General features: G+C 70.0%; 24 protein-coding genes. 10 read left to right on the plus strand and 14 right to left on the minus strand.

Annotation, left to right across the window (positions count from 1 at the left end):
• Positions 1 to 60 precede the first annotated feature (60 nt).
• Together AB0I15_RS24855 and pdxH are read right to left on the minus strand one after the other, a co-directional pair.
• Positions 61 to 1,305, minus strand: a complete 1,245-nt coding sequence (locus AB0I15_RS24855; RefSeq protein WP_358099872.1) for an MFS transporter — start codon at positions 1,303 to 1,305, stop codon at positions 61 to 63.
• 10 nt (positions 1,306 to 1,315) lie between these two features.
• A complete protein-coding gene (gene pdxH / locus AB0I15_RS24860; protein ID WP_358099875.1) occupies positions 1,316 to 1,969 on the minus strand; it encodes a pyridoxamine 5'-phosphate oxidase in 654 nt (217 codons plus the stop codon).
• A gap of 179 nt (positions 1,970 to 2,148) precedes the next feature.
• On the opposite strand from pdxH, the gene AB0I15_RS24865 reads away from it, so the two are divergent.
• A complete protein-coding gene (locus AB0I15_RS24865) occupies positions 2,149 to 3,255 on the plus strand; it encodes a citrate synthase 2 (protein ID WP_358099878.1) in 1,107 nt (368 codons plus the stop codon).
• Between the two features lie 249 nt (positions 3,256 to 3,504).
• On the plus strand, positions 3,505 to 5,073 hold the full coding sequence (locus AB0I15_RS24870) for a heme peroxidase family protein (protein WP_358099881.1): 1,569 nt from the start codon (positions 3,505 to 3,507) through the stop codon (positions 5,071 to 5,073).
• On the opposite strand, the gene AB0I15_RS24875 is transcribed toward AB0I15_RS24870, so the two are convergent.
• Positions 5,033 to 5,932: a LuxR C-terminal-related transcriptional regulator gene (locus tag AB0I15_RS24875; RefSeq protein ID WP_358099884.1), complete on the minus strand. Its 900-nt coding sequence runs from the start codon at positions 5,930 to 5,932 to the stop codon at positions 5,033 to 5,035. The genes AB0I15_RS24870 and AB0I15_RS24875 overlap by 41 nt on opposite strands.
• A 163-nt stretch (positions 5,933 to 6,095) precedes the next feature.
• On the opposite strand from AB0I15_RS24875, the gene serC reads away from it, so the two are divergent.
• Together serC and AB0I15_RS24885 are read left to right on the plus strand one after the other, a co-directional pair.
• Positions 6,096 to 7,205, plus strand: coding sequence for a phosphoserine transaminase (gene serC, locus AB0I15_RS24880; RefSeq protein ID WP_358099887.1), 1,110 nt, complete (start codon positions 6,096 to 6,098; stop codon positions 7,203 to 7,205).
• A 90-nt stretch (positions 7,206 to 7,295) separates the two neighbouring features.
• Complete coding sequence (locus tag AB0I15_RS24885; RefSeq protein WP_358099890.1) at positions 7,296 to 7,877, plus strand: TIGR00645 family protein; 582 nt, start codon at positions 7,296 to 7,298, stop codon at positions 7,875 to 7,877.
• On the opposite strand, the gene AB0I15_RS24890 is transcribed toward AB0I15_RS24885, so the two are convergent.
• From AB0I15_RS24890 to AB0I15_RS24925, 8 genes are all read right to left on the minus strand, one after another.
• Entirely contained in the window at positions 7,874 to 8,509 is a 636-nt protein-coding gene (locus AB0I15_RS24890) for a rhomboid family intramembrane serine protease (RefSeq protein WP_358099893.1), read from the minus strand. The two genes, AB0I15_RS24885 and AB0I15_RS24890, sit on opposite strands and share 4 nt — an antisense overlap.
• Positions 8,510 to 8,613: 104 nt before the next feature.
• Positions 8,614 to 9,378: a crotonase/enoyl-CoA hydratase family protein gene (locus AB0I15_RS24895; RefSeq protein ID WP_358099895.1), complete on the minus strand. Its 765-nt coding sequence runs from the start codon at positions 9,376 to 9,378 to the stop codon at positions 8,614 to 8,616.
• Between the two features lie 6 nt (positions 9,379 to 9,384).
• On the minus strand, positions 9,385 to 10,158 hold the full coding sequence (locus AB0I15_RS24900; protein WP_358099898.1) for an SDR family NAD(P)-dependent oxidoreductase: 774 nt from the start codon (positions 10,156 to 10,158) through the stop codon (positions 9,385 to 9,387).
• Positions 10,159 to 10,206: 48 nt separating this feature from the next.
• Entirely contained in the window at positions 10,207 to 10,545 is a 339-nt protein-coding gene (locus AB0I15_RS24905) for an STAS domain-containing protein (protein ID WP_043624827.1), read from the minus strand.
• 186 nt (positions 10,546 to 10,731) lie between these two features.
• Positions 10,732 to 11,466 carry an ABC transporter ATP-binding protein gene (locus AB0I15_RS24910; protein WP_358099901.1) on the minus strand — a complete coding sequence of 245 codons (735 nt, stop codon included), beginning with the start codon at positions 11,464 to 11,466 and terminating at the stop codon, positions 10,732 to 10,734.
• Positions 11,463 to 12,218 (minus strand): cobalt ECF transporter T component CbiQ, encoded by a 756-nt coding sequence (cbiQ, locus tag AB0I15_RS24915; protein WP_358099904.1) that lies wholly within the window; start codon positions 12,216 to 12,218, stop codon positions 11,463 to 11,465. Before cbiQ ends, AB0I15_RS24910 begins: the two co-directional genes overlap by 4 nt.
• A 3-nt stretch (positions 12,219 to 12,221) precedes the next feature.
• The gene (locus AB0I15_RS24920; RefSeq protein ID WP_358099908.1) at positions 12,222 to 13,223 is read right to left on the minus strand and encodes an energy-coupling factor ABC transporter permease; all 1,002 of its coding nucleotides are present in this window, start codon (positions 13,221 to 13,223) and stop codon (positions 12,222 to 12,224) included.
• Positions 13,224 to 13,297: 74 nt separating this feature from the next.
• On the minus strand, positions 13,298 to 15,154 hold the full coding sequence (locus AB0I15_RS24925) for a glycosyltransferase family 2 protein (protein ID WP_358099911.1): 1,857 nt from the start codon (positions 15,152 to 15,154) through the stop codon (positions 13,298 to 13,300).
• Positions 15,155 to 15,444: 290 nt separating this feature from the next.
• On the opposite strand from AB0I15_RS24925, the gene AB0I15_RS24930 reads away from it, so the two are divergent.
• The gene (locus AB0I15_RS24930; RefSeq protein WP_358099914.1) at positions 15,445 to 15,804 is read left to right on the plus strand and encodes a hypothetical protein; all 360 of its coding nucleotides are present in this window, start codon (positions 15,445 to 15,447) and stop codon (positions 15,802 to 15,804) included.
• A gap of 18 nt (positions 15,805 to 15,822) precedes the next feature.
• Positions 15,823 to 16,188: a ClpX C4-type zinc finger protein gene (locus tag AB0I15_RS24935; RefSeq protein ID WP_358099917.1), complete on the plus strand. Its 366-nt coding sequence runs from the start codon at positions 15,823 to 15,825 to the stop codon at positions 16,186 to 16,188.
• A gap of 226 nt (positions 16,189 to 16,414) precedes the next feature.
• On the opposite strand, the gene AB0I15_RS24940 is transcribed toward AB0I15_RS24935, so the two are convergent.
• Positions 16,415 to 16,897 carry a CHRD domain-containing protein gene (locus AB0I15_RS24940; protein ID WP_358099920.1) on the minus strand — a complete coding sequence of 161 codons (483 nt, stop codon included), beginning with the start codon at positions 16,895 to 16,897 and terminating at the stop codon, positions 16,415 to 16,417.
• Between the two features lie 142 nt (positions 16,898 to 17,039).
• Here AB0I15_RS24940 and AB0I15_RS24945 point away from each other — a divergent pair, with 142 nt between their 5' ends.
• Positions 17,040 to 17,984 (plus strand): D-2-hydroxyacid dehydrogenase family protein, encoded by a 945-nt coding sequence (locus tag AB0I15_RS24945; RefSeq protein WP_358099923.1) that lies wholly within the window; start codon positions 17,040 to 17,042, stop codon positions 17,982 to 17,984.
• A gap of 81 nt (positions 17,985 to 18,065) precedes the next feature.
• Here AB0I15_RS24945 and AB0I15_RS24950 read toward each other — a convergent pair whose 3' ends face one another.
• Positions 18,066 to 18,632, minus strand: a complete 567-nt coding sequence (locus AB0I15_RS24950) for a CGNR zinc finger domain-containing protein (protein ID WP_358099925.1) — start codon at positions 18,630 to 18,632, stop codon at positions 18,066 to 18,068.
• 72 nt (positions 18,633 to 18,704) lie between these two features.
• Here AB0I15_RS24950 and AB0I15_RS24955 point away from each other — a divergent pair, with 72 nt between their 5' ends.
• The 3 genes from AB0I15_RS24955 (at position 18,705) to AB0I15_RS24965 (ending at position 22,069) form a co-directional block, all read left to right on the plus strand.
• Positions 18,705 to 19,463 (plus strand): class I SAM-dependent methyltransferase, encoded by a 759-nt coding sequence (locus AB0I15_RS24955; RefSeq protein WP_358099928.1) that lies wholly within the window; start codon positions 18,705 to 18,707, stop codon positions 19,461 to 19,463.
• 171 nt (positions 19,464 to 19,634) lie between these two features.
• A complete protein-coding gene (locus AB0I15_RS24960) occupies positions 19,635 to 19,886 on the plus strand; it encodes a hypothetical protein (protein ID WP_358099931.1) in 252 nt (83 codons plus the stop codon).
• Between the two features lie 68 nt (positions 19,887 to 19,954).
• Entirely contained in the window at positions 19,955 to 22,069 is a 2,115-nt protein-coding gene (locus AB0I15_RS24965; protein WP_358099933.1) for a hypothetical protein, read from the plus strand.
• Between the two features lie 189 nt (positions 22,070 to 22,258).
• Here the strand turns inward: AB0I15_RS24965 and AB0I15_RS24970 are convergent, their stop codons facing one another.
• Positions 22,259 to 23,485 carry a lectin gene (locus AB0I15_RS24970; protein WP_358099936.1) on the minus strand — a complete coding sequence of 409 codons (1,227 nt, stop codon included), beginning with the start codon at positions 23,483 to 23,485 and terminating at the stop codon, positions 22,259 to 22,261.
• Between the last annotated feature and the right edge of the window lie 178 nt (positions 23,486 to 23,663).

Raw genomic sequence — 23,663 nt, forward strand, 5'->3', positions numbered from 1 at the left:
GGCGAGCGGCCGGGCGGATGGGCCCACAGGGCACATTTTGGACAAAGGACCTCGCGGGGGTCAGTGGGTCCTCTTCGCCCGGAAGTTCCTGAAGCCGGCCACCGACAGCCCGACGGCCAGGACCGTGACGGCGCACGCGATGCCGCCGCCCACCCACGCCCCGGTGAGCCCGAACGCCGTCGCGGTGGCCCCGGCCCGCAGGTCGCCCAGGCGCGGCCCGCCCGCCACCACCACCATGAACGCCCCCTGCAGCCGCCCCCGCATCTCGTCGGGCGCGTAGAGCTGCAGGATCGACTGCCGCCACACCGACGAGATGACGTCCGCCACCCCGCCGACGGCCATGAACAGCACCACGAGCCACAGGTCGTGCACGAGCCCGGCGGCGGCCACGGCCACGCCCCAGACGGCGATGACGATCGACAGCGCCACCCCCTGCCGCGTCACCCGGCCCACCCAGCCCGAGAACAGCGCGCCGGCCACGGCGCCCATGGCCATGGCGGAGTTCATCCAGCCGAGCGCCAGCATCGAGCCGCCGAACCTCTCGGCGGTCAGTTCGGGGAACAGCGCGCGCGGCATGGCGAACACCATGGCGATGATGTCCACGACGAACGACATCAGCAGCACGGGGCTCCTGACGATGAAGCTGAGCCCCTCGACGACGGCCCTGGCACCTGGACGCGTCACTTCGCCCAGCGGCGGCAGTGAGGGCAGTCTCAGCGCCGCGTAGAGGCTCCCTCCGAACAACAGGGCGTCCACCGCGTACGCCGCCGCGAACCCGCCGTTGGCCAGCGCGACCGCGCCCACCATCGGCCCCGCCACCGCGCCGATGCTGTAGACCAGCGAGTTGAGCGCGTTGGCGGCGGGCACGAGCTCCGGCTCCATGATCCTGGGGATGATCGCGCCCCTGGTCGGGCCGGTGATGGCGAAGCCGGTGGAGTTGAGCGCGACCGCGGCGAAGATCAGGAAGATGTTCCTCAGGTCGAGCAGGGCCTGCACGAAGATGAACAGGGTGGCCGCCCACGCGATCAGCGAGCCGACGATGAGCAGCTTGCGCCGGTCCACGGCGTCGGCGACCGCCCCGCCCCACAGGCCGAACACGATCAGCGGGATCAGGTTGGCCATGCCCAGCAGCCCGACCCAGAACGAGGAGTGGGTGAGCTCCCAGACCTGCTGGCCGACGGCCACGACGGTGACGCCGACACCGACGTGCGAGACCGCCTGGCCGATCCAGATCCGCCGGTACGCGGGCACGCCCAGCGGCCGGGTGTCTACAAGATGACGCTTGACCAGATCCCCGAATGCCACTTAGAGAACATTAAGGGGCAAGCCTCTCCAGAACCCACCCGGGCCGAGTCCGACGGTATCGGAGCCGGTCATGCATGCGGTCAAGCTGCCCCTGCCAGAACTCCATCTCGTTCGGGACCACCCGGTAGCCGCCCCAGAAGTCGGGCACCGGAGGATCCTCGGGCCAGCGCGCCGCCAGCTCCTCGTAGCGGGCGTCCAGCTCCTCTCTCGACCGCACGACCGCGGACTGCCGCGAGGCCCAGGCGCCGATGCGGGAGCCGTACGGGCGGGAGCCGTAGTAGTGGGCCGACTCCTCGTGGGAGATCCGCGACACGGTGCCCTCGACGCGCACCTGGCGGCGTACCGGATGCCAGGGGAACAGCAGTGACGCTCGGGGGTTCTCGGCCAGGTCGCGGCCCTTGCGGGACTCGTAGTTGGTGTAGAAGACGAATCCGCGTTCGTCGTAGCCCTTCAGCAGGACCGTCCTGGCGCTGGGGAGGCCGCCCGCGGAGGCGGTGGCCAGGATCATGGCGTTGGGTTCGGGCAGGCCGGCGTCGAGCGCGTCCTGGAACCAGGTGGTGAATTGCGCGATGGGGTCGGACGCGAGGTCTGATTCGAGCAACGGCTCGCCCTCGTACGTACGGCGAAGCCCCGCCAGCATGGGCGGGCGCGGGGTGGCATCCACGAGACGGTATTCTTGCGCGCTTGTGTGGCTGATCCCACGCACCACCCCCCACCAGCGGGTTTGGCCTTACGGCGGGTCCCGAGACCGACCATGAGCTGGGAGGGGGTTAAATTGACCCGCCGGTATCTCGACATCAAGGCATTGCCCAAACATGGCAAGAGAAGGGGAGGCGGCCGAGTATGTCCGACTTCAAACCCGGGCTCGAAGGCGTCGTAGCTTTCGAAACCGAGATCGCGGAACCGGACAAAGAAGGGGGCGCCCTTCGATACCGGGGCGTCGACATCGAAGAGCTGGTCGGCCGCGTCCCCTTCGGGGCCGTGTGGGGCCTGCTGGTCGACAACAAGTTCCAGCCGGGCCTGCCCCCGGCGGAGCCGTACCCCATCCCTGTCCATTCCGGTGACATCCGTGTAGACGTGCAGAGCGCGCTGGCCATGCTGGCTCCGGCCTATGGCTTCAAGCCCCTGCTCGACATCAGTGACGAGGAGGCGCGCGACCAGCTCGCCCGCTCCTCCGTGATGGCTCTCTCCTTCGTCGCGCAGTCCGCGCGCGGTCTCGGCCTGCCGATGGTGCCGCAGAGCCGGGTCGACGAGGCCAAGACCATCGTCGAACGCTTCATGATCCGCTGGCGCGGTGAGCCTGATCCCAAGCACGTCAAGGCCATCGACGCCTACTGGACCTCGGCCGCCGAGCACGGCATGAACGCCTCGACGTTCACCGCCCGCGTCATCGCCTCCACCGGCGCGGACGTGGCCGCGGCGCTCTCCGGCGCCGTCGGCGCCATGTCGGGCCCGCTGCACGGCGGCGCCCCGGCCCGCGTCCTGCACATGATCGAGGGCGTGGAGCAGCTCGGCGACGCCAAGAAGTACGTCCAGAGCGAGCTCGACAAGGGCAACAGGCTCATGGGCTTCGGCCACCGCGTCTACCGTGCCGAGGACCCGCGCGCCCGCGTGCTGCGCCGCACCGCCAAGGAGCTCGACGCGCCTCGCTACGAGGTCGCGGCGGCGCTGGAGCAGGCCGCGCTGGAGGAGTTGCACGCCCGCAAGCCCGACCGGGTGCTGGCCACCAACGTGGAATACTGGGCCGCCGTCGTGCTCGACTTCGCCGAGGTGCCCTCCCACATGTTCACCTCGATGTTCACCTGCGCCCGCACGGCGGGTTGGGCCGCGCACGTCCTGGAGCAGAAGCTCACGGGCCGGCTCGTCCGCCCGAGCGCCAATTACATCGGCCCGGCCTCTCGCCCGCTCAGCGAGGTTCCCGGCGCCGCCGAGGTGACCGGCAAGGTCTGACCACGACCACGACCACAGCCAGGGCCACGGCTACCGCGCGGCGCACGCCTCGCGGTAGCCGTTTCGCTTTCCGGAGCCGAGCCGAAAAGCACTAGGGGAAAGTGGTTCCTTGACCGCCTCCTGTCAAAGGATCAGCCTGACTGCAGGCACCCCCAACCCTCCCACGAGCAGGCACGACGATCACGCCAACGCGGGTCGTCGGCGTCCGCCTGCCTCCCCTCCGGTGGGAGGGAAGTAAGGAGGCATGTCATGACCAAGCCCCTAGACGAGCCCCAATCTGGCTTATCCCGGCGTGGTTTTCTGACCGGTGTAGGAGCCGGCGCCGCCGTCCTGACGCTCACCCCCGCGGAAGCCCTCGCGAAGGTCGTCACGGCCCGGGCCGGCGGCCTGGCCACCTCGCCCGACGTGTTCGGACGGATCTTCAACCTGGCCCCGTTCGCGGACTTCAACGCGCCCAGCCTGCGCGGAGCCCTGATGGAGATGGGCCGCCCCGGCGGCGTCGTCGACGCCAGGGACCCGCTGCAGGAAGGCCCGATCCGCCTCATCACCAACCCGGAGCTCAGCCCCAACAACCTGGACAACGCCGGGCACACCGCCGGTGTGACGTTCCTGGGCCAGTTCCTCGACCACGACATGACCTTCGACCAGACCTCGCCCCTCGGCGTGGTGACCGCGCCCGAGCAGACGCCCAACACCAGGACGCCCGGCCTGGACCTCGACAGCGTGTACGGCGGCGGGCCAGCCGCCGAACCGAGGCTCTACAACCCCTCCGACACCGCCAAGTTCCGGGTGGAGAGCGGAGGCAGGTTCGAGGACGTGCCCCGCCTGCCGAACCGCACCGCGATCATCGCCGATCCCCGCAACGACGAGAACCTCATGATCAGCGGCCTGCACGCCGCGTTCCTGCTGTTCCACAACCGGGTGGTCGACCACCTGCGCGCCCAGGGACAGCAGGGCAACGTCTTCGAGGCCGCCAGGCAGCTCGTCAGGTGGCACTACCAGTGGATCGTGCTCAGGGAGTTCCTGCCGCTGACCATCGGCCAGAACGTCGTCAACGACATCCTCACGAACGGACGGCGCTTCTACCGGCCGGCGGCCGGCGAGCAGTTCATCCCCGTCGAGTTCCAGGGCGCCGCCTACCGGTTCGGGCACAGCCAGGTCCGGCCGTCCTACCGCGCCAACCTCGCGGGCAACCCCGACGGCACACCCTTCTTCGGCTTCATCTTCGACCCCGCCGGCCAGGGCCAGGCCGACCCCGTGGACCTGCGCGGCGGGGCCAGGGCGCCCAGGCGCTTCATCGGCTGGCAGACGTTCTTCGACTTCGGCGACGGCGAGGTACGGCCGAACAAGCGCATCGACACCAAGATCTCCACGCCGCTGCTGAACCTGCCGCTGGCGGCGATCCCGTCCGCGGACCCGCCCACGGCGCTGCCGCAGCGGAACCTGCTGCGCCACATCACCTGGTCGATCCCGTCCGGGCAGAACATCGCCCGCGCCATCGGCGTACAGGCCCTCGAGGCACAGCACTTCCCCGAGCTGCAGCAGCTCGGGCACGGCCTGCCCGCCAGCACCCCGCTCTGGTACTACGTGCTCAAGGAGGCCGAGGTCCTGGGCGGCGGGCTCCGCCTGGCCGGCGTCGGCGCCAGGATCGTCGGCGAGGTCTTCATCGGCCTGCTGCAGCTCGACCCGACCTCCTACCTCAGCACCAACCCGTCCTGGCGGCCCACGCTGCCACGGCGCTCCGGGGCCGCCGGCGACTTCCGGATGGTGGATCTGCTCACGTTCGCGCGGGTGGATCCGGCGAGCCGGGGGCAGTGACCTCGGCGCGGGGCCGCTCTCCGGGCGGTCCCGCGGCGACCAGCCCGGCCCGGTAGGCGTTGGTCAGCGCCTCGGCGCTGTTGCGCGCGCCGAGCTTCCTGAACAGCCGGGCCCTGGTGCTCTCCACGGTCTTGCTCGCGATGCCCAGCAGGCGTGCGGTCTGCCTGATGGTACGACCGCACGCGATCGACGCCAGGACGTCGGCCTCGCGGGCGCTCAGCCTCGGCGCGGGCCGCAGCCGCCGGCTCATCCCGGCCCCCACCACCAGGTAGTCCTTGGCCACCAGGTCCAGGACGGCGCAGAGGTGGTCGGGCACGTCGCTCAGCCACAGCACGGCGTGGGCGCCCCTGGCGATGGCCTCCGCCACCATGGGGGCCTCGGGAGGCGTGGAGGGCACGGCCACCGCCATGGCCCCCAGCCGCGCGGACAGCGCCCAGTCCGCCGGTGCGGGATCCACGAGCACCGCCGTGAACCGGACCCCGGACCAGCCCAGCGCGTCCTCCTCGTACGACGGAGCGTCCCGCAGCGCGGCCAGCGCCCGCCCGCACCCGATCAGGGCCCGCGCCACCACCTCGAAGGCCAGCGGGCACTTGGAGTGCACGACCACCAGCTCGCGGCCGCACACGGGGGTCATCTGCGGCATCTCCCCCGGCAGGCCGAGCAGCCCGAGCCCGCGGAACACGGCCTGTCCCGGCCCGGCGACGCCGAGCTTGCGGTAGATGCGCCGCCGATGGTTCTCCACCGCGCAACGCGAGATCCGCAACACGTCGGCGATCTCCTGGGCGCTGTGACCTGAACCAGTCAGGGAGAGGATTTCCAACTCTCTGGCGGTTAGGACATATGCGTCATCCATCGCCATCACACCCCATAAGGCTTGTCTGGAAAGTGGGAGTCTCGGAGCGTTTAGTCAAGTTTTCAGGAGACGCCAAGCCCCTGACGTGGCCTCAGAGGTGAAAGTTTCACAGGTCTCAGAATCCGGACCGCGTACGAGCCATTCCGCGCCGGTCGGTAGGCTCCGTTACGTGGCTGACATCGTGATTCCCGCTGACATCAAGCCCGCCGACGGCCGATTCGGCTGCGGGCCCTCGAAGGTTCGTACCGAGCAACTGGCCGCGCTCGCCGCCTCCGGCGCGAGCCTCATGGGCACCTCCCATCGCCAGAAGCCCGTCAAGAACCTGGTCGGCCGCGTGCGCTCCGGCCTGGCCGACCTGTTCTCGCTTCCCGAGGGCTACCAGGTCGTGCTGGGCAACGGCGGCACCACCGCGTTCTGGGACATCGCCGCCTTCGGGCTCGTGCGCGAGAAGTCCCAGCACCTGTCGTTCGGCGAGTTCTCCGCGAAGTTCGCCACCGTCACCAAGAAGGCGCCCTGGCTGGCCGAGCCGAGCGTCATCAAGGCCGACGTCGGCACCCACCCCACCGCGGTGGCCGAGGACGGCGTCGACGTCTACGCGCTCACCCACAACGAGACCTCGACCGGCGTAGCCATGCCGATCACGCGCGTGGGCTCCGACGACTCGCTGGTGCTCGTCGACGCCACCTCCGGCGCCGGCGGCCTGCCCGTCGACGTCGCCGAGACCGACGTCTACTACTTCGCGCCGCAGAAGAGCTTCGCCTCCGACGGCGGCCTGTGGATCGCGATCATGTCGCCGCGCGCCCTGGCCAGGGTCGAGGAGATCGCCGCGTCCGGCCGCTACGTGCCCGAGTTCTTCAGCCTGCCCGTCGCGATCGACAACTCCGCCAAGGACCAGACCTACAACACCCCCGCGGTGGCGACGCTGTTCCTGCTGGCCGACCAGCTCGACTGGATGAACGGCAACGGCGGCCTGGCCTGGACCACCGCCCGCACGGCCGACTCCAGCCAGCGCCTCTACACGTGGGCGGAGAAGTCCTCCTACGCCACGCCGTTCGCCGCGCCGGAGTTCCGCTCGCAGGTGGTCGGCACGATCGACTTCGCCGACGAGGTCGACGCCGCGGCCGTGGCCAAGGTGCTGCGCGCCAACGGCATCGTCGACACCGAGCCCTACCGCAAGCTGGGCCGCAACCAGCTCCGCGTCGCGATGTTCCCGGCCATCGACCCGGCCGACATCGAGAAGCTGACGACCTGCGTCGACTACGTGGTCGAGCGCCTCTAGCCTTACCCTCACGCGACTCTGGCCGGCACCGGCAGCCATCGGTGCCGGCCGTTCGCGCGTCCAGCCCGTCCCTCCGGCTTAGGAACCTCTTTGCTCGACAAGCCCCGCCAGCGGAGCGCGCGGCCGAAGAGCCTCGGCTATCTCATGTTCGCCAGCCGCTGGCTCCAGGTCCCCCTCTATCTGGGCCTCATCGTGGCCCAGGCCGTCTACGTCTACCAGTTCGCGCTCGAGCTCTGGCACCTGATCGAGACGGTGTTCCTGCACAAGGAGGCGGCGCAGGCGGCGCTGGCGCCCTCGCCCGAGGTCGTGGTCATGCTCACGGTCCTGGCGCTCATCGACGTGGTGATGATCTCCAACCTGCTGATCATGGTGATCATCGGCGGCTACGAGACGTTCGTCTCCCGCATCGACCTCAACGACCACCCCGACGAGCCCGAGTGGCTCTCCCACGTCAACGCGAACGTGCTGAAGGTCAAGCTGGCCACCGCCATCATCGGCATCTCGTCGGTGCACCTGCTGCAGACGTTCATCCGCGCGCAGTCGACGCCCAACGACAAGATGATGTGGCAGACGATCATCCATCTGGCGTTCGTGGTCTCGGCCGTCGGCCTGGCCTACATCGACCGGCTGCTGTCCACCTCACCCGCCGAGCACACGCGCCCGCATCTCTAGAGTCCGTACGGCCGGGCCGCCGGCAGCTCGCGCTTGCGGCGCAGCACCCAGGCGGCCACCACGCCGCCGATGAGGCCGAACAGGTGCCCCTGCCAGGAGATGCCCTCCTGGTTGGGCAGCAGCCCCGCCAGGATCCCCCAGTAGGCGATGCCCACGCCGATCCCGATGGCGATGTCGAGGAGCCGGTGGTCGAACAGGCCGCGGGCCAGGATGTAGCCGAAGTAGCCGAACACCAGGCCGCTCGCCCCGACCGTGTAGACCATCGGGCTCGTCGCCCAGGTGCCCAGGCCGCCGATCAGGATGATCAGCACGGTGGCCCACAGGAACTTGCGGACGTCGCGCAGCCCGGCCAGGAAGCCCAGGATCAGCAGCGGCAGCGAGTTGGCCATCAGGTGGCCGAAACCGCCGTGCAGGAACGGCGCGAAGATGATGCCCACCAGGCCGTCGGGCTCCCAGCCGACGATGCCGAACTGCCGGTCGAGCGCGCCGTCGAGGAAGAAGTCGACACCCTCGACCACCCACATCACGGCCAGCATGCCGACCACGATGATGAGCGCGCTGAGCGCACCGGAAAGAAGGGCTCCGGCGCCGCGCCTGGCCGACTCGAATCTTGAACCCGAATAGTCGCTCATGCGCTCTCCCGGTAGGTCGTCTCCTGTTCTTTACCGTAACCAGGAACGCCTATGCGTGCGCTAAAGAGTCCCCTCCCGCTCCCTTGGGAAACGGGAGGGGCCGGTCACTCGCCCTTCCACTGAGGGGCGCGCTTCTCCGCGAAGGCGGCGGCGCCCTCCATGGCGTCCTTCGAGCCGAAGACCGGGTTGATGATCGGGCCCTGCCTCCTGAACATCTCCTCCAGCGGCCAGTCCTGCGATTCGATGACCACCTTCTTGGTGGCGGCGAGCGCCAGCGGGGCGTTGGCGGCGATCTTGCGGGCCAGCTCGAGCGCGCCTTCGAGGGCGGCGCCGGGCTCGGTGATGCGGTTGACCAGGCCGAGCTCGTAGAGGCGGGCGGCCGGGTAGTGGTCGCCGGTCAGGGCGATCTCCATGGCCACGTGGTACGGGATCCGCCGCGGCAGCCGCATGATCCCGCCCGCGCCCGCCACGAGGCCGCGCTTGGGCTCGGGCAGCCCGAACTTCGACTCCGACGACGCCACGATGACGTCGCACGCCAGGGCCAGCTCGAACCCGCCCGCGAGCGCGTAGCCCTCGACGGCGGCCACCAGCGGCTTCTTGGGCGGCGCCTCGGTCAGGCCGCCGAACCCGCGCCCCTCGACGACCGGGAAGTCCCCGGACAGGAAGCCCTTGAGGTCCATGCCGGCCGAGAACGTGCCCCCGGCGCCCGTCAGAACGTAAGCGGAAATATCAGGACGGGCGTCGAGGGCGTCGAGCGTCTCGGCCATGCCCCTGGCCACCGCCCCGTTGATGGCGTTGCGAGCCTTGGGGCGGTTGATCGTGATGATCGCCACATTCCCCGACTCTTCGACGAGAACTTCGTCAGACACGAGACCTCACTTGGGCTGGAAGCGGATGCCGCCGTCGAAGCGGACGACCTCGGCGTTCATGTAGTCGTTCTCGATCAGCGACCGCACCAGGTGCGCGAACTCGCCGGCCCGGCCCATGCGCTTGGGGAAGACCACGGGGGCCACCAGCTTGGCCTTGAACTCGTCGGCGTTGGCGGAGAAGCCGTAGATCGGGGTGTCGATGATGCCGGGGCAGATCGTGTTCACCCGTACGCCGATGGCGGCCAGGTCACGCGCCGCGGGCACCGTCATGCCCACGATGCCGCCCTTGGAGGCCGAGTACGCCAACTGCCCCGTCTGCCCCTCCAGCGCGGCCACGGAGGCCGTGTTGATCACCACGCCGCGCTGCCCGTCGTCGTCGGCCGGCTCGGTCTTGGCGATCGCGGCCGCGCCGATGCGCATGAGGTGGAACGTGCCGATGAGGTTGACCTCGATGACCTTGCGGTACGTGGCGGGGTTGTGCGGGCTGCCGTCGCGGTTGACGGTGCGCTCGGCCCAGCCGATGCCGGCGCTGTTGACGACCACGCGCAACGGCTTGCCGGTGGCCACCGCGGCGTCCACGGCCGCCTGCACCTGCTCCTCGTCCGACACGTCGGTCTTGGCGAAGACGCCACCGAGCTCGTCGGCGACGGCCTTGCCGCGCTCCTCGTTGAGGTCGGCGATGACCACGGTGGCGCCGGCGCGGGCCAGCTCGCGGGCGGTGGCCTCACCGAGGCCGCTGGCGCCGCCGGAGATGATTGCTGCAGATCCGTTCACGTCCATATCCGGGACCCTAACCCGCCTACCGAATCAAGTTCTACTTGGGGGCGGTTAAATCTCCCCCACCGCGGTGTCCACGTCGGAGTAGACCTTGATCCGCCGGTCGAGCCCGGTCGTGCGGAGGATGCGCGCCACCGGCGCCTGTGGCGCCGCCAGGGACACGCCGCCACCCTCTCCGGTCGCCAGCCGCCAGGCCTCGATCAGCACCGACAGGCCGCTGGAATCCATGAATGACAGCTGCTGCAGGTCGAGCACGAGCCTGGCGCCGTCCTGCTTGATGGCATCACGCACCTCATCACGCAGAAACGGTGCGGTGAACAGGTCAAGCTCACCCTCAACGGCCACCACCACGGCGTCACCAAGGGCGTGTCGCGCAAGCCGCAGCTTCATTTGGCCCCTCCTCGATGAGCCACTGTACTTCGACATCCCCGGATAGCGGGCATGCACAAACTACGAAGAGTCGGATACAGGGGGACAAGGCAGGCTCAAACGCGCATCAAACGCCCGCCAAGAGCCATCCGCAGGGTTTCCTACCCATCCGACCGCCCCCGCGGCCGATTGGGAGGCCAGGTTGGCTCAGACGGCGGGGATCGCGAACCCGTACGGGAGCTCCAGGCGGTGCCTGGCCAGCAGATCGGCGTCGGCGAGCAGCTCCCGGGTGGGGCCGTCCGCGGCGATCACGCCGTCGGACAGAATCAGCGAGCGCTCGCACAACTCCATCGCGTACGGCAGATCGTGCGTGACCATCAGCACCGTCACGTCCAGGGAGCGCAGGATCTCGGCCAGCTCCCTGCGGGCGGCCGGGTCCAGGTTGGACGAGGGCTCGTCGAGCACCAGGATCTCCGGCGCCATGGCCAGCACCGTCGCCACCGCCACCCGGCGCCGCTGCCCGAACGACAGGTGGTGCGGGGGCCGGTCGGCGGCCTCCAGCATGCCCACCCGCTCCAGCGCGTCCTTGACGACCCGGTCGAGGTCCTCGCCGCGCAGGCCGGCGTTGGCCGGGCCGAAGGCGACGTCGTCCCTGACCGTGGGCATGAAGAGCTGGTCGTCGGGGTCCTGGAAGACCAGGCCGACGCGCTGCCTGATCTCCTGGAGGGTGTCCTTGCGCACCGGCGTGCCGGCCACGGCGACGCTCCCGTGCCCGGCGGTGAGAATGCCGTTGAGGTGCATGACGAGGGTCGTCTTGCCGGCGCCGTTCGGGCCGAGCAGGGCCACGCGCTCGCCCCGGGCCACCGAGAGGTCCACGCCGAAGAGCGCCTGCGTGCCGTCGGGGTAGGCGTAGGCGAGCTGCTTGACTTCGAGAGAGTTCACCACGTCAGTCCCATTACTGCGAGTGCCACGGCGGGCAGGGCGAGAGCGATGCCCCATTGTCGTACGGATGCCGAAATATCCTGAATTATGGGGATCTGACCTGTATACCCCCGGCTCAGCATCGCGAGATGCACGCGCTCGCCCCGCTCGTACGAGCGGATGAACAGCGCCCCGGCGGAGCGGGCGATCACCGGAATATGCCGGAAATTTCGTGCTTCGAACCCACGAGACTCCCGCGCCACCCGCATCCGCCGCATCTCATCCATGATCACGTCCAGGTACCGCAACATGAACATCGCGATCTGCACCAGCAGGCTCGGCAGCCGCAGCCGCTGCGCCCCGATGAGGATCACCCGGGGCTCCGTGGTGGCCGCCAGCAGGATCGAGGCGACCACCCCGAGCGTGGCCTTGGCCAGGATGTTCCAGGCCGCCCAGAGGCCGGGCACGCTCAGCGAGAGCCCCAGCACCGTGGTCCGCTCCCCCAGCCCGATGACCGGGATGAGGAACGCGAACAGCACGAACGGCACCTCGATCACCATCCGCCGCAGGATGTACGTCACCGGTACCCTGGCCGCCACCGCGACGCAGCCCAGCAGCGCCGCGTACGCCGCGAACGCCCAGAACCGCTCACGCGGGGTGGCCACCACCACGAGCGCGAAGGCGAGGACCGCCAGCAGCTTGCACTGCGGCGGCAGCCGATGCACGACCGAGTCGCCCGGCCGGTAGAGCTGATGGTGATGCCCCGCGCCCACGTCTCACACCTTGATCTTGTTCCGGCTCCGCGCGGCGAACCCCACGGCGCCGGCGATCAGCAGGACGAGCCCGACGCCGACGATCCCGGCCACGCCGACGGGGATCCCGCCCACGTCACCGTAGTCTGCCAGGGCCCACCGCCCGAACATGTGGTCGCTCGCCTGCTCGATGAAGCCCTCGTTCTCGGCCACCGCCTCCAGCCCGTCGGGCGAGGAGGAGGCGAAGAAGGACACGAGCCCGGCCAGCACCAGCGTCACGCCGACGCCGCCGAGCAGGAACGGCTTGAGCGCGCCGCCGGTGGCGACCGGCCGGGGCTCGCCCACGGTCGTGCTCTCGCCCTCGGCGCCGCGCAGGACCAGCGGCCTGGTGAAGCCGCGGGCGCCGTAGACGAGGTCGGGCCGGACGGCCAGGACCGCGCCGACGGTCACCGCCGTGATCAGCGCCTCGCCGATGCCGATCAGCAGGTGCACGCCGCCCATCGCGGCGGCCACCGTGCCCACCTCGATCGGCGCGGTGCCGCCGATCCAGAACAGCAGCGTGAAGACGAGCGCGGAGGCCGGCACCGAGACCAGCGCCGCCAGGAACGCCGCCACCGCGACCTTGCCCCTGGCCAGGCCCGCCACCAGCCGGAAGACGCCCCAGCCGACGAGCACGGTGACGATGCCCATGATCGTGATGTTGATGCCGAGCGCCGTCAGCCCGCCGTCGGCGAAGAAGACGCTCTGCACCAGCAGGACCACGGCCATACAGAGCACGCCGGTATAAGGCCCGACGAGTATCGCGGCCAGCGCGCCGCCCAGCAGGTGGCCGCTGGTGCCGGCGGCGACGGGGAAGTTGAGCATCTGGACGGCGAAGATGAACGCGGCGACGAGCCCCGCCATGGGGGCGGTCCGGTCGTCGAGCTCACGCCGTGCTCCACGCAGACAGACCGCGACGCCCGCGGCCGCCACCACTCCGGCTGATATCGAGGTCACTGCGTTGAAAAAGCCATCGGGTACGTGCACGGCAGCCTCCGGAAGAGGACGAAACAAACATCCCTACTTTAGGACATCGTCTTGCACCTGCACATAGATGGCAATTACCGCAAGATCCTTTTGATGATGGTCTCGGCGGAGAGCCGCCGCACGACCGCGCTCAGCCGCCCCTTGCCCGACGTCGCGTACGGCCGCACGCTCCGCATCAGGGCCGCCCCCCACCACTTGCTCGGGACCGTGACCGTCTGGGCGTCCGTCTCGATCCTGAACCGCGCGGGCGGCCCGCCCAGGTCCAGCTCCAGGTAGGCGTCCCAGGTGCCGGGCGCCAGCCGCCCCACGGCGGGCCTGGCCGCGAAGCCGCCTCCGGGCAGCGCCACCACCCGCTCGTTCCGCTCACAGCCGGAACGCCGCTCCCGCCACACGATCTGCTTGATCGCCGAGGCCGCCGGGGCGGTGCCGACGACCGTGATCTCACCGTCGATGAGCAGCCGGTGCCCCATCGCCCACCTGGTCCTGATCGCCCTGGCCGCGCCGGGCACCGCGACCACGTGCCCGCCCCTGTCGATGCTCAGGTTGCCGTTGTCCCTGGTGAAGTACGGCAGGGCCACCACGCCGCCGATCAGCCGGGGCTGGGGCCGGGTGAGGCCGCTGTCGCGGTCCGCGCCGAGGCGGCCGAGCCGGATGACGCCCTCGATCTCGACCGCCACCCGCAGGTCCCAGATGCCGGAGCCGAGCGCGGCCACGTCCACCCGCACGGTGAACTCGCCGCCCTTCCGCTCGGCGGGCACGACCAGCTCGGTGCACGGGTCGTGCCGGGCCCGCAGCACCACCGCGAGGCCGTCGTCCCTGGTGATGCCGTGCAGCCGGGCGGCACCCGTCACCACCAGGTGGTCGCCGTCCCAGCGCAGCCCGGTCAGCCGGCGTCGTACGGTGGCGCCCTCGATGCGGGCCAGGCGCACCAGGCGGTCGATGTCGTCCAGGGCGGTCGCCCGCTGCCGGTCGATGGTGTTGAGCCGCTCGTGCACGCCGGGGGTGTACCACTCGTCGCAGAGCGCGGCCACCTCCCGCGCGATGTCCTTGCGCCGGACGTCGTCGCTCTCCAGGAACACGGCCCCGAGCTGCGCGAACACGTCGAGCCTGAAGTGCCTGCGCAGCAGGTGGTCGCGGAGCGGGCCGGGCTCGACGTGCCTGGTCATGACTCGGATCGGCTCCCTGATCATGGCGAGCCAGGCCAGCGGGTCCCTGCTGCCGGCCTGCTGCATGATGCTGCTGCCGTCGGGCCTGGACACGAGGTGGTAGCACTCGTAGTCGGCGACCACCGAGATGCCCTTGGCGTGGCAGTAGGCGTGGACGGTGAACAGGATGTCCTCGCCGACCATGATCCCCTCGCCGAACCTGATGCGGTGGCGCTCCAGCAGGTCGCGCCTGAACAGCTTGAAGCAGCTCAGGCTGTTGTAGACGGTGCTGTCGCCGAGCTCCACCCGGTCGGCGCCCTGCTGGAACATCGACATGGGCGCGCGCCGGCCGTGGCCCACGATCTTGCCCAGGACGATGTCGGAGTCGTTCCTGTCGGCCATGGCGACCATGCGTTCCAGCGCCTCGGGGCCGAGGTGGTCGTCGGCGTCGCAGAAGAAGACGTACCGGCCGGTGGCGTGCTCGATGCCGACGTTGCGGGGGCGTCCGGCGCCGCCGCTGCGCTCGATGTGGATGACCTTGACGCTGGCCTTGTGGTAGGCCGCGTACAGGTCGAGGAGCTCGGCGCTTCCGTCCGTGGAGCCGTCGTCGACGACCACGATCTCCTTCTTGACCCGCTGCACGAGCGCCGACGTGAGGCACCTGTCCAGGTAGGCCCGGCAGTTGTGCACCGGGATCACGACACTGACGTCAACCGCGTCGTCGTCGCTCCCTGTCGCGGACATCGCCACCACCGCCACCACTTCAGAGTCACGTTGCGCTGTCATTCCGTTTCAGTATGTGACGAGCGGCGGTCTCCGCGAGGGCTGATCGGAGGTCTTCGTCCTCTCCATTTATGAAGACCGGAGAATAACGGCATTCGACTAATAAGCGGCTGCACAACCGCCAAATACCGCATTCAGTCGACACCGAATGAGTTTCAGGGAGGAGGTTTTCCCACCCGGGGGAAGAAACCTCACCGCGGGGAGCATTGAGGCACTCCCAGGAGCGCCCAGTGATCCGCACGCGAGGGTCACGCGTCTACAGTTAGGCAACCTTGACCGGGAGGTGGCGGGAAATGGGATCGGATCTCCGCAGGGGCACGGCTGACGGAACAGCCGTCCACACTGCTGAGTTCATCGTCTCCTCGGCGCGACTGACAGAGCTGTACGAGTGCTCCGCGGTCCTGCGACGCACGAGGTTGCGGTCCGAGGAGATCGTGGACGAGGCCCGCGCGCTGCTGGCCGAGGCGGAGCAGCACGGCGACGCCGAACGCATCACCGCCCTGCGCGAACAACTCGAACAGGCGCGCACCCTGTACTGCAAGGTGCTCAACTCCTACCTGGCGATCACCCGCAAGATCAACGAGGAGCGGCAGGACATCCTGCGGGCCCAGATGGAACGGGATCGGCGCTCGGGGTTGTCAGGTGCCGCCTGACGCGAGTACCGTCAGGCCATGCCTGACTGGAAAGACAAGATCCGCTGCTCCTTCTGCCACAAGAAGAGCACGGACGTGAGCAAAGTGATCGCCGGCCCCGGAGTGCATATTTGCGACCAGTGCATCGGGCTGTGCAACGAGATCCTCGAGCAGGAACGACTCGCCGCCTCCACCGAACCCCGCCTTCCCACGTGGGAGACCATGTCGGAAGAGCAGATCCTCGAACACCTCCCGAAGATCGCCGCCGTGCAGGCCCAGGTCGACGACAACCTGCGGGACTGGGTGGGACACCTGCGCACCAAGGACGTGAGCTGGGAACGCATCGGCGCCTCACTCGGCATGACCCGCCAATCCGCCTGGGAGCGGTTCAAGAGCGAAACCTGAGCGCGTAAGCCTCCGCTGATTCATGCGTGAACCTTTGGGGCAATTGGGGCGTCCTATGGTGAAGGAGGCCCGATATGCGCGTCCTGGACGTCGTGCCCGATCTGGACGAACTCCACGTGGAGCTGATCCTGGTCCTGGCGCTGCACGCGGAGGCGGAACGCCTGGCCGCCGAATGAACGGGCTCCAGCTCCCCGGTCGCGCCGGGGAGCTGGAGCAGGGGGACCACTCACCCGAGCTGGCCGCGGATCGCGCCGGCCGGGAACCTCTTGTTGTGGACGTTGACGTAGTACCGGTGCGGCCACCTCACGATGGCCCGCAGCTCGGCCCTGGTGAGGGTGGTGGCGGCGTTCTTGACGTTCTGGTGCCTGACCGCCTTGACGCACCCGCGCGCGAAGCCCTTCGTCGGGGCGTTCAGCATGATCACGACCGGGCCGGCCACCCCCTTCCTGCCCTTGTGGATGTGGGCCAGGGTCGCGGGCCTGATCTTCTTCGCGGCGAGGAAGTAGCACAGCCGCCCGTGCCGTACCTGGTAGGCGAACGTGCCGAAGCCGTCGCGGTCGCCCGGTCCCGGCACTTCCTGCCTGCCGTTCAACCTGACGCGGTGCACGTCGGAGGCGGTGGTGGTGGCGCCCGCCGGCGTGGGGAGCGCGACGATCACCGTGAGGGTGGCGGCTGTGGCGAGAGTCGCCGCTGCCAGCTGTCTGCGCATGGGATGATTCCTCTCCCATTGGACTTCAGGACACCCTTCGCACGGCTGCGCCCGGGAACCGGTTCGGGAAGTAAGGGGAAAGCCGCCCTTCGGTAAGTGCGCTTTCTGGATGTCCTATGGGCACGGCGTAGGATTCCTGGTCATGCTGCGATGCGCCGTACTGGACGACTATCAGGGCGTGGCCCTCGGGCTGGCCGACTGGTCCCGGGTGCGGGCGACGAGCCACCGCGAGCACTTCACCGGCCAGGACGATCTCGTGGCGGCGATCCACGACTGCGAGATCGTGGTCATCATGCGCGAGCGCACGCCGTTCACCGCCAGGCTGTTCGCGCGGCTGCCCAACCTGCGCCTGCTCATCACCTCCGGCATGCGCAACGCGGCCATCGACCTGGCCGCGGCGCGGGAGCACGGGGTCACGGTCTGCGGCACCGCCAGCGACTCGGCGCCGCCGGTCGAGCTGACCTGGGCGCTGATCCTCGGCCTCACCCGCCATTTGCTGCCCGAGGCCACGGCCCTGCGCGCGGGCGGCCCCTGGCAGAGCACGATCGGCTCCGACCTGCACGGCCGCACGCTCGGGCTCCTCGGCCTGGGCAAGCTCGGGTCCAGAGTGGCGGCGGTCGGACGGGCGTTCGGCATGGACGTCGTGGCCTGGAGCCAGAACCTGACGAAGGAGCGGGCGGAGTCCTGCGGCGCGCGACCGGCTCCCGGCAAGGAGGCGCTGCTGGCGGCCTCCGACGTCGTCTCCGTCCACCTCGTGCTGAGCGAGCGGACCCGTGGGCTCGTCGGGGAGCGGGAGCTGGCGCTGATGAAGCCCACCGCCTACCTGGTCAACACCTCGCGGGCGGCGATCGTCGACCAGGACGCGCTGGTGTCGGCGCTGCGGGCGGGGCGGATCGCGGGGGCCGGGCTCGACGTGTTCGAGACCGAGCCGCTGCCGGCCGATCACCCGTTCCGTACGCTGCCCAACGTGCTGGCCACGCCGCACCTGGGTTATGTGACGGAGCTCAACTACGGCACCTACTTCCGCGAGGCCGTGGAGGACATCGACGCCTACCTCGCAGAGGCCCCGATCCGCCAACTGACCTGAGCCTCACTCCGCGCCCAGGTCGCGCCGGCCTGAGCCTCGCCGCTCGCCGACCTGAGCCTCATCCCGCGCCGGCCTGGGGCTTCATTCCTTGCTTCGGGCGCGGAAGGCCGCCGTCTTGACGCGGTTCTGGCAGGCCGTGGAGCAGAACCTGCGGGTGCCGTTGCGGGAGACGTCCACGTAGACGCGGTCGCAGTGCGGAGCCGTACAGACGCCGAGGCGGTCGCTGAACTCGCTGCCCAGCACGATCGCCAGCCCGGTGGCGCAGCTCGCCGCCCAGTCACCCGCCAGGGTGCCGCCGCTGCCGTGGAAGTGCAGGTGCCACGGCTCGCCGTCGTGCCGTTCGAGCATCGGCCGGGCGTGGGTCTCCTCCAGGAGCGCGTTCACCCGCAGGGCCGCGGCGTCGATGTCGCCGTCGGCGACGGCCGTGAAGACCTCGCGCAGCCGGGCGGCCACCCGCGCCAGCTCCGCCCCCTCCGCCTCGGTGACCTCCCGGTACGCCGGATAGACGGCCCGCAGCCCGGCACCGGCGGCCGCCCCGGCGTGCTCAGGCGCCGGGAAGTCGCGCCCATGCCGCTCACCCGGGGTCAGCTCGTTGACGAGTGCCACCGCCACCCTGACCACGCCGTCCGTGTGACTGTTGTAATCCACTTGACCAGTTACACCTTCGCGTTCTACATTGTGACTGTCCAAATCTTAGATGACAGTTACAAGGAGATGTTCGTGCTCACTCACGATGCCGCACTGGAGTGGATCGCGCGCTGGGACCGCCAGCAGGAGGGCTACCTGCCCGACCGCGAGGAGCGCTTCACCGCCCTCATCGACGCCGTGGAGGCGCTGGGCCGGCCCGACCCGCTGGTCATCGACCTGGGTTGCGGGCCCGGTTCGTTGTCGGCGCGCCTGCTGGAGCGGCTGCCCGGGGCCACGGTGATCTCGGTGGACGCCGATCCGCTGCTGCTGGGGTTGGGGCGGGCGGCGTACCCGGAGCTGACGTTCGTGGCCGCGGACCTGCGCAGGAGCGGCTGGACGCGAACGCTCGGCCTCGACCGCCCCGCCGACGCCGCGGTCAGCACGACGGCGCTGCACTGGATCTCCGAGCCGGACCTGAAGGAGATCTACACGGAGCTGGCCGGTGTGCTCCGCCCCGGCGGCCTGCTGCTCAACGGCGACCACATGGACACCGACGACACCGCGCCCGCCCTGTCGCGCCTCGAGCACGCGGTGCACGACCGGCAGACCGAACGGACCTTCGGCACGAACCGCCCGGAGGACTGGCGGACGTGGTGGGACGCGATCGCCGCCGACCCCGGCCTCGCCGAGCTCAACGCGGCCCGCAGCACGGCGGGCGCCGACCATCGCGGCTCCGAGTCCCACCTGCTGTCCCACCACGTGGAGGCGCTGCGGGAGGCGGGCTTCTCGGAGATCGGCACGTTGTGGCAGCGGGGGAACAACCGGCTGCTCTGCGCGGTACGCGGTGCTTAGGACCATCGGCCGCAGAGGGTGGATGCCCTCCAGCGCCCGCCCGTCGATCGACCCGGGCGCCAGGGCCGAGGCCGAGCCTGACGCCGTCGCGCCCGGCGCCCCGTCATCCGCCGGGCGGCGGTGTGCGCACGAGACCTACCCTGAGCGTGGCGAGCGCGCCACAATGGACCCATGCCGAGCTTCAAGCGGCTCACGATCGAGGAAGCCCGAACCCTGACCCGTGCCGAGCTCCTCCCCCGGATCGAGGAGGAGCAGCAATACTGGTATCAGCGCATCCACCACTGCAAGATGCAGCCGGGTGACGACCAGGCGTTCAAGACCTTCAACGACATCATGCACATCGCCACGACCCCCGCCGGCGGGGGTGGGCGATACGAGCGCGACCACTGGACGAAGCCGCTGGGCGAACTCGGCGAGCTTTAACCGCCCCTACTCAGGCCAGATGATCACTTAAGCAGCGGACAGGCACGTTCCACCACTATGGTGCGGTCGTGGACACTCTGGAGAGCCTGGTCATCGCCCGCCGGCTGCGCGTGCCCATCGACGGCCCGGCCGACGAGGCCGCGGGCTGGGGCGAGGTGGCCGCCCGGCAGCTCGACGCCGCGCTGCTGAGCGTCGGCTTCACGTGCTCGCCCGCCCTGCTCGCCCGCCTGGCCCGGCTCCCCGGCGCCAGTGTGCTGGACCTCGGCGTACGGGTCCTGGCCACCGTCCGCGAGCTGGTCGGCGACCACGTACGGCACAACGTGTACTTCATCGACTTCCCCAGGAACGTGCCCGACACCCTGGAGTTCTGGGCCGGCCTGCTGCGTGAGGCGCTGCTCGACCCGGTGGCGGCCGAGGGTGTGCGGGCGCCGACGCTCAACCTGCTGAGCCTGCCGGGCTACGGCCGTTACCCGCACGCCTACACCGACCTGCTGGCCGCGCACGCCGAGCTGGTCCCGCTGGCCGCGGACCGGGTGACGGTGCTGGAGCTGGGCGGAAGCCTGGCGTCGGAGGCGCGGGAGCTGTACTTCTCGCTGGCCGGGGCCGAGGTGCCGCCGGCGGCCGAGGATCTGGCGGCGTTGCGCGTGCTGGCCGCCTACTGCGCGGATGAGCAGCCCGAGCGCATTCCCGTACGTGAGAACCGGGCCATCGTGAACGAGGCACGACTGGCCGCCGGCCGGCCGCCGCTCGTGGACACCGTGACCGACGTGCTCCGGCTCGCCTGCGCCTGCTCCGACGGCGACGTTACGCTGGCCACGCCCACCAGGTTCCGCTCGTTCGGCCGCGCCGAGCGCCGGGCCCTCCTGCGGGCCCTGGACGAGACGGTGACCGCCGCCCCGGCCAAGCTGGGCGACGTACCGCGGCATCGGGAGCAGTGGAAGCGGCTCGGCGAGCGGCTGCACCCCCACGAGTACGCCCGCTTCCCCGGCGCCATCCAGGTCTTCGAGGTCGCCAGGGGCACGCGCAAGGCCGCCGGCTTCGGCAGCCGGGTCGAGACCGCGCTGGCGCAGGGCCGTACCGGCGATGCCGTCAAGCTGCTGGAGCACACGCCCGGCGCCCTGCTCCGCCGCCTGGACCACCTGCTGCGGACCGGCGGCCCCGCCGTGCTGGACGCCGCGGAGCGGGCGGCGGCGAACGCGTCCGGCCGGGTCCTGCTGTCGCTGCGCGAACACCTGCAGAACCGGCGTGCCGCCACCGGCGACCGCGTGTTCACCAACCGCGACAGCAGGGCGTGGGCGGCCCCCGACCTGCGCTCCCCGCTCGACCAGGAGGTCCTGGCACAGGCGCTGGCCACCCTGGACGAGGAGATCACCCGCCGCCTGCCCGACCCCGGCACGCTGATCGTCGACCCCGACGTGCTCGACGTCGCCCTGCCCCTGTCCGGCAAGGCCCTCGCCCCCGGGCTCGGCATGCTGCCGCGCGGCTCGCTGTCGGCGGTGGACGGCGAGCTGCTCAGGTTCTTCGTCCACTGGCGCCAGGCCGAGCGGACCACGGACTACGACCTGTCCGCTCTCATGCTCGACGCGTCGTACGGCGACCCGAAGCACATCTCGTGGACGAACAACGTCAACGGCTTCGCCACGTATTCAGGCGATCTCGTGGACGCCGCCCAGGGCGCGTCGGAGTTCGTCGACATCCGCCTCGCCGACGCGACCCTGCCGATCATCATCCCCCAGGTGAGCATCTACGCCGGGGAGCGGTTCGACGAGGCGGCCGAGGCGTTCTTCGGATACATGACCAGGGACGTCGAGCAGGAGGGCCGGCCGTTCGAGCCGCGTACCGTGCGCATGAAGTCCGACCTGCGCGGCTCCGGCCGGGTCTCCCTGCCGCTCGTCTTCCTCCGTGGCGACGACGGCGCGTGGCGGGTGAAGTGGCTGCATCTCTACCTGAAGGGACATCCCTCCTTCAACCAGGTCGAAGGCCACCGCGTGACGACCTCCCTGCTGGTGCGCTCGATCGTCGGACGCGACTTCCTGAGCGTCCGCTACCTGACCGGCCTGATGCGGGCGAAGGAGTCGTCGGCCGGGCACACGACGTACATCGGGATGAACCCTCCGGCCGACCTGCCGGAGGGCACGAAGGTCTACACACCGCACACGCTGCACGAACTGGTCCCCGCATGAGCTCCTGACCTCAACCGGTCACCGGCGGTACTTGGCCGATCGGCACGGGCGGTTCCCCGCCCTCGCGGGCGATCGGAGCCTTGCCGGAGCGGGCACCTTCCCGCGTCCCGAATTCCCCGCCCGAGAACGCGCTCTCTCAGCACGTACGCAAAAGGCTCCCCCCATCAGGAAGGAGCCTTCGGCGTGAATTCAGGCGCGGGTCCACCGCTGGTTGGCGCCGCCCGAACAGTCCCAGATCTGCAACCTGGTGCCGTTGGCCGAGCTGACACCGGTCGCGTCCAGGCACTTGTTGGCCTGTGGGTTGACGATCTGTCCCGTACCGGAGTTGTAGGTCCACTGCTGGGCGCCGGAGCCGTTGCAGTCGTACAGTTGCACCTGCGCGCCGTTGGCGGTGGAGCCGCCGGCGACGTCCATGCACTTGCCCAGCGCGCGCACCGACCCGTCACCGTTCCACGCCCAGCTCTGCGCGGTGGTGCCGTTGCAGTCGTAGAGCTGGACGGCCGTGCCGTTGGCGGCGTTGGCCCCGGCCACATCCACGCACTTACCGCCATAACCGGTGATCTGACCGCCCGAACCACCCGTGGGCGGGGCGTAAACGCGCACGTAGTCGACGGTCAGCGTCTGGGGGAACGTGGTGGAGGCGTCGGGGTAGCCGGGCCAGTACCCGCCGACCGCCACGTTCATGATCATGAAGAACGGATGGTCGAAGACCCACCGGTTGCCGCCCAGGTCGGCCGGGGTGCGGCGCTGATACTCGGTGCCGTCGACGTACCAGACGATCAGGTTCGGCGACCAGTCCACGGCGAAGGTGTGGAACGCGTCGGCGAACGCCCCGCCGATCGAGTAGCCGGCCCCGATGCCGCCCGCGCCGGAGTAGCCGGGCCCGTGCAGGGTGCCGTGCACGGTGCTGGGCTCGCGGCCGATGTTCTCCATGATGTCGATCTCGCCGCTGTTGGGCCAGCCGACCGAGCCGATGTCGTTGCCCAGCATCCAGAAGGCCGGCCAGATCCCCTGGCCACGGGGCAGTTTCATGCGCGCCTCGAACCGCCCGTAGGCCCGGGTGAAGGTGGCGGCGGTGAGGAGTCGGGCGGAGGTGTACTGGCAGGTGCCGTAGTGGCACTGGAAGTTGGACGGGTTCTCCCGGCGGGCGGTGATGACCAGGTTGCCGGCGCCGTCCATGGCGGCGTTGCGGGTGCTGTTGGTGTAGTACTGCTGCTCGTTGTTGCCCCAGCCGCTGCCGCCGATGTCGAAGCGCCACTTCGACTGATCGACGGCGCCGCCGGCGCCGCCGTTGAACTCATCGGACCAGACCAGCGGGCCGGGAGCGGGGGCGGCGTTGGCGGACAGGGGGACGAGTAACGCGGCGAGAGCGACGCCGGCGGCGAGGAGCGTACGGAAACGGGGGGTGCGGATCATGTGGGTTACCTCATCGGTTCCACGGGTGTGAGTTTACCGAAACCTTCCGGCAACCTGCGTATCGCTGTCAAGAGAGCGCTCTCCTGAAATCGCAGAAAGCCCGCCCGTCCCTTTCCCGCCTCCCCAGAGAGCGCTCTGCCACCGGCCGCCGCAGCCGCAGCCCGATTCCGGCATGATC

Source organism: Nonomuraea sp. NPDC050643 (assembly GCF_040654715.1).
GTDB lineage: Bacteria > Actinomycetota > Actinomycetes > Streptosporangiales > Streptosporangiaceae > Nonomuraea.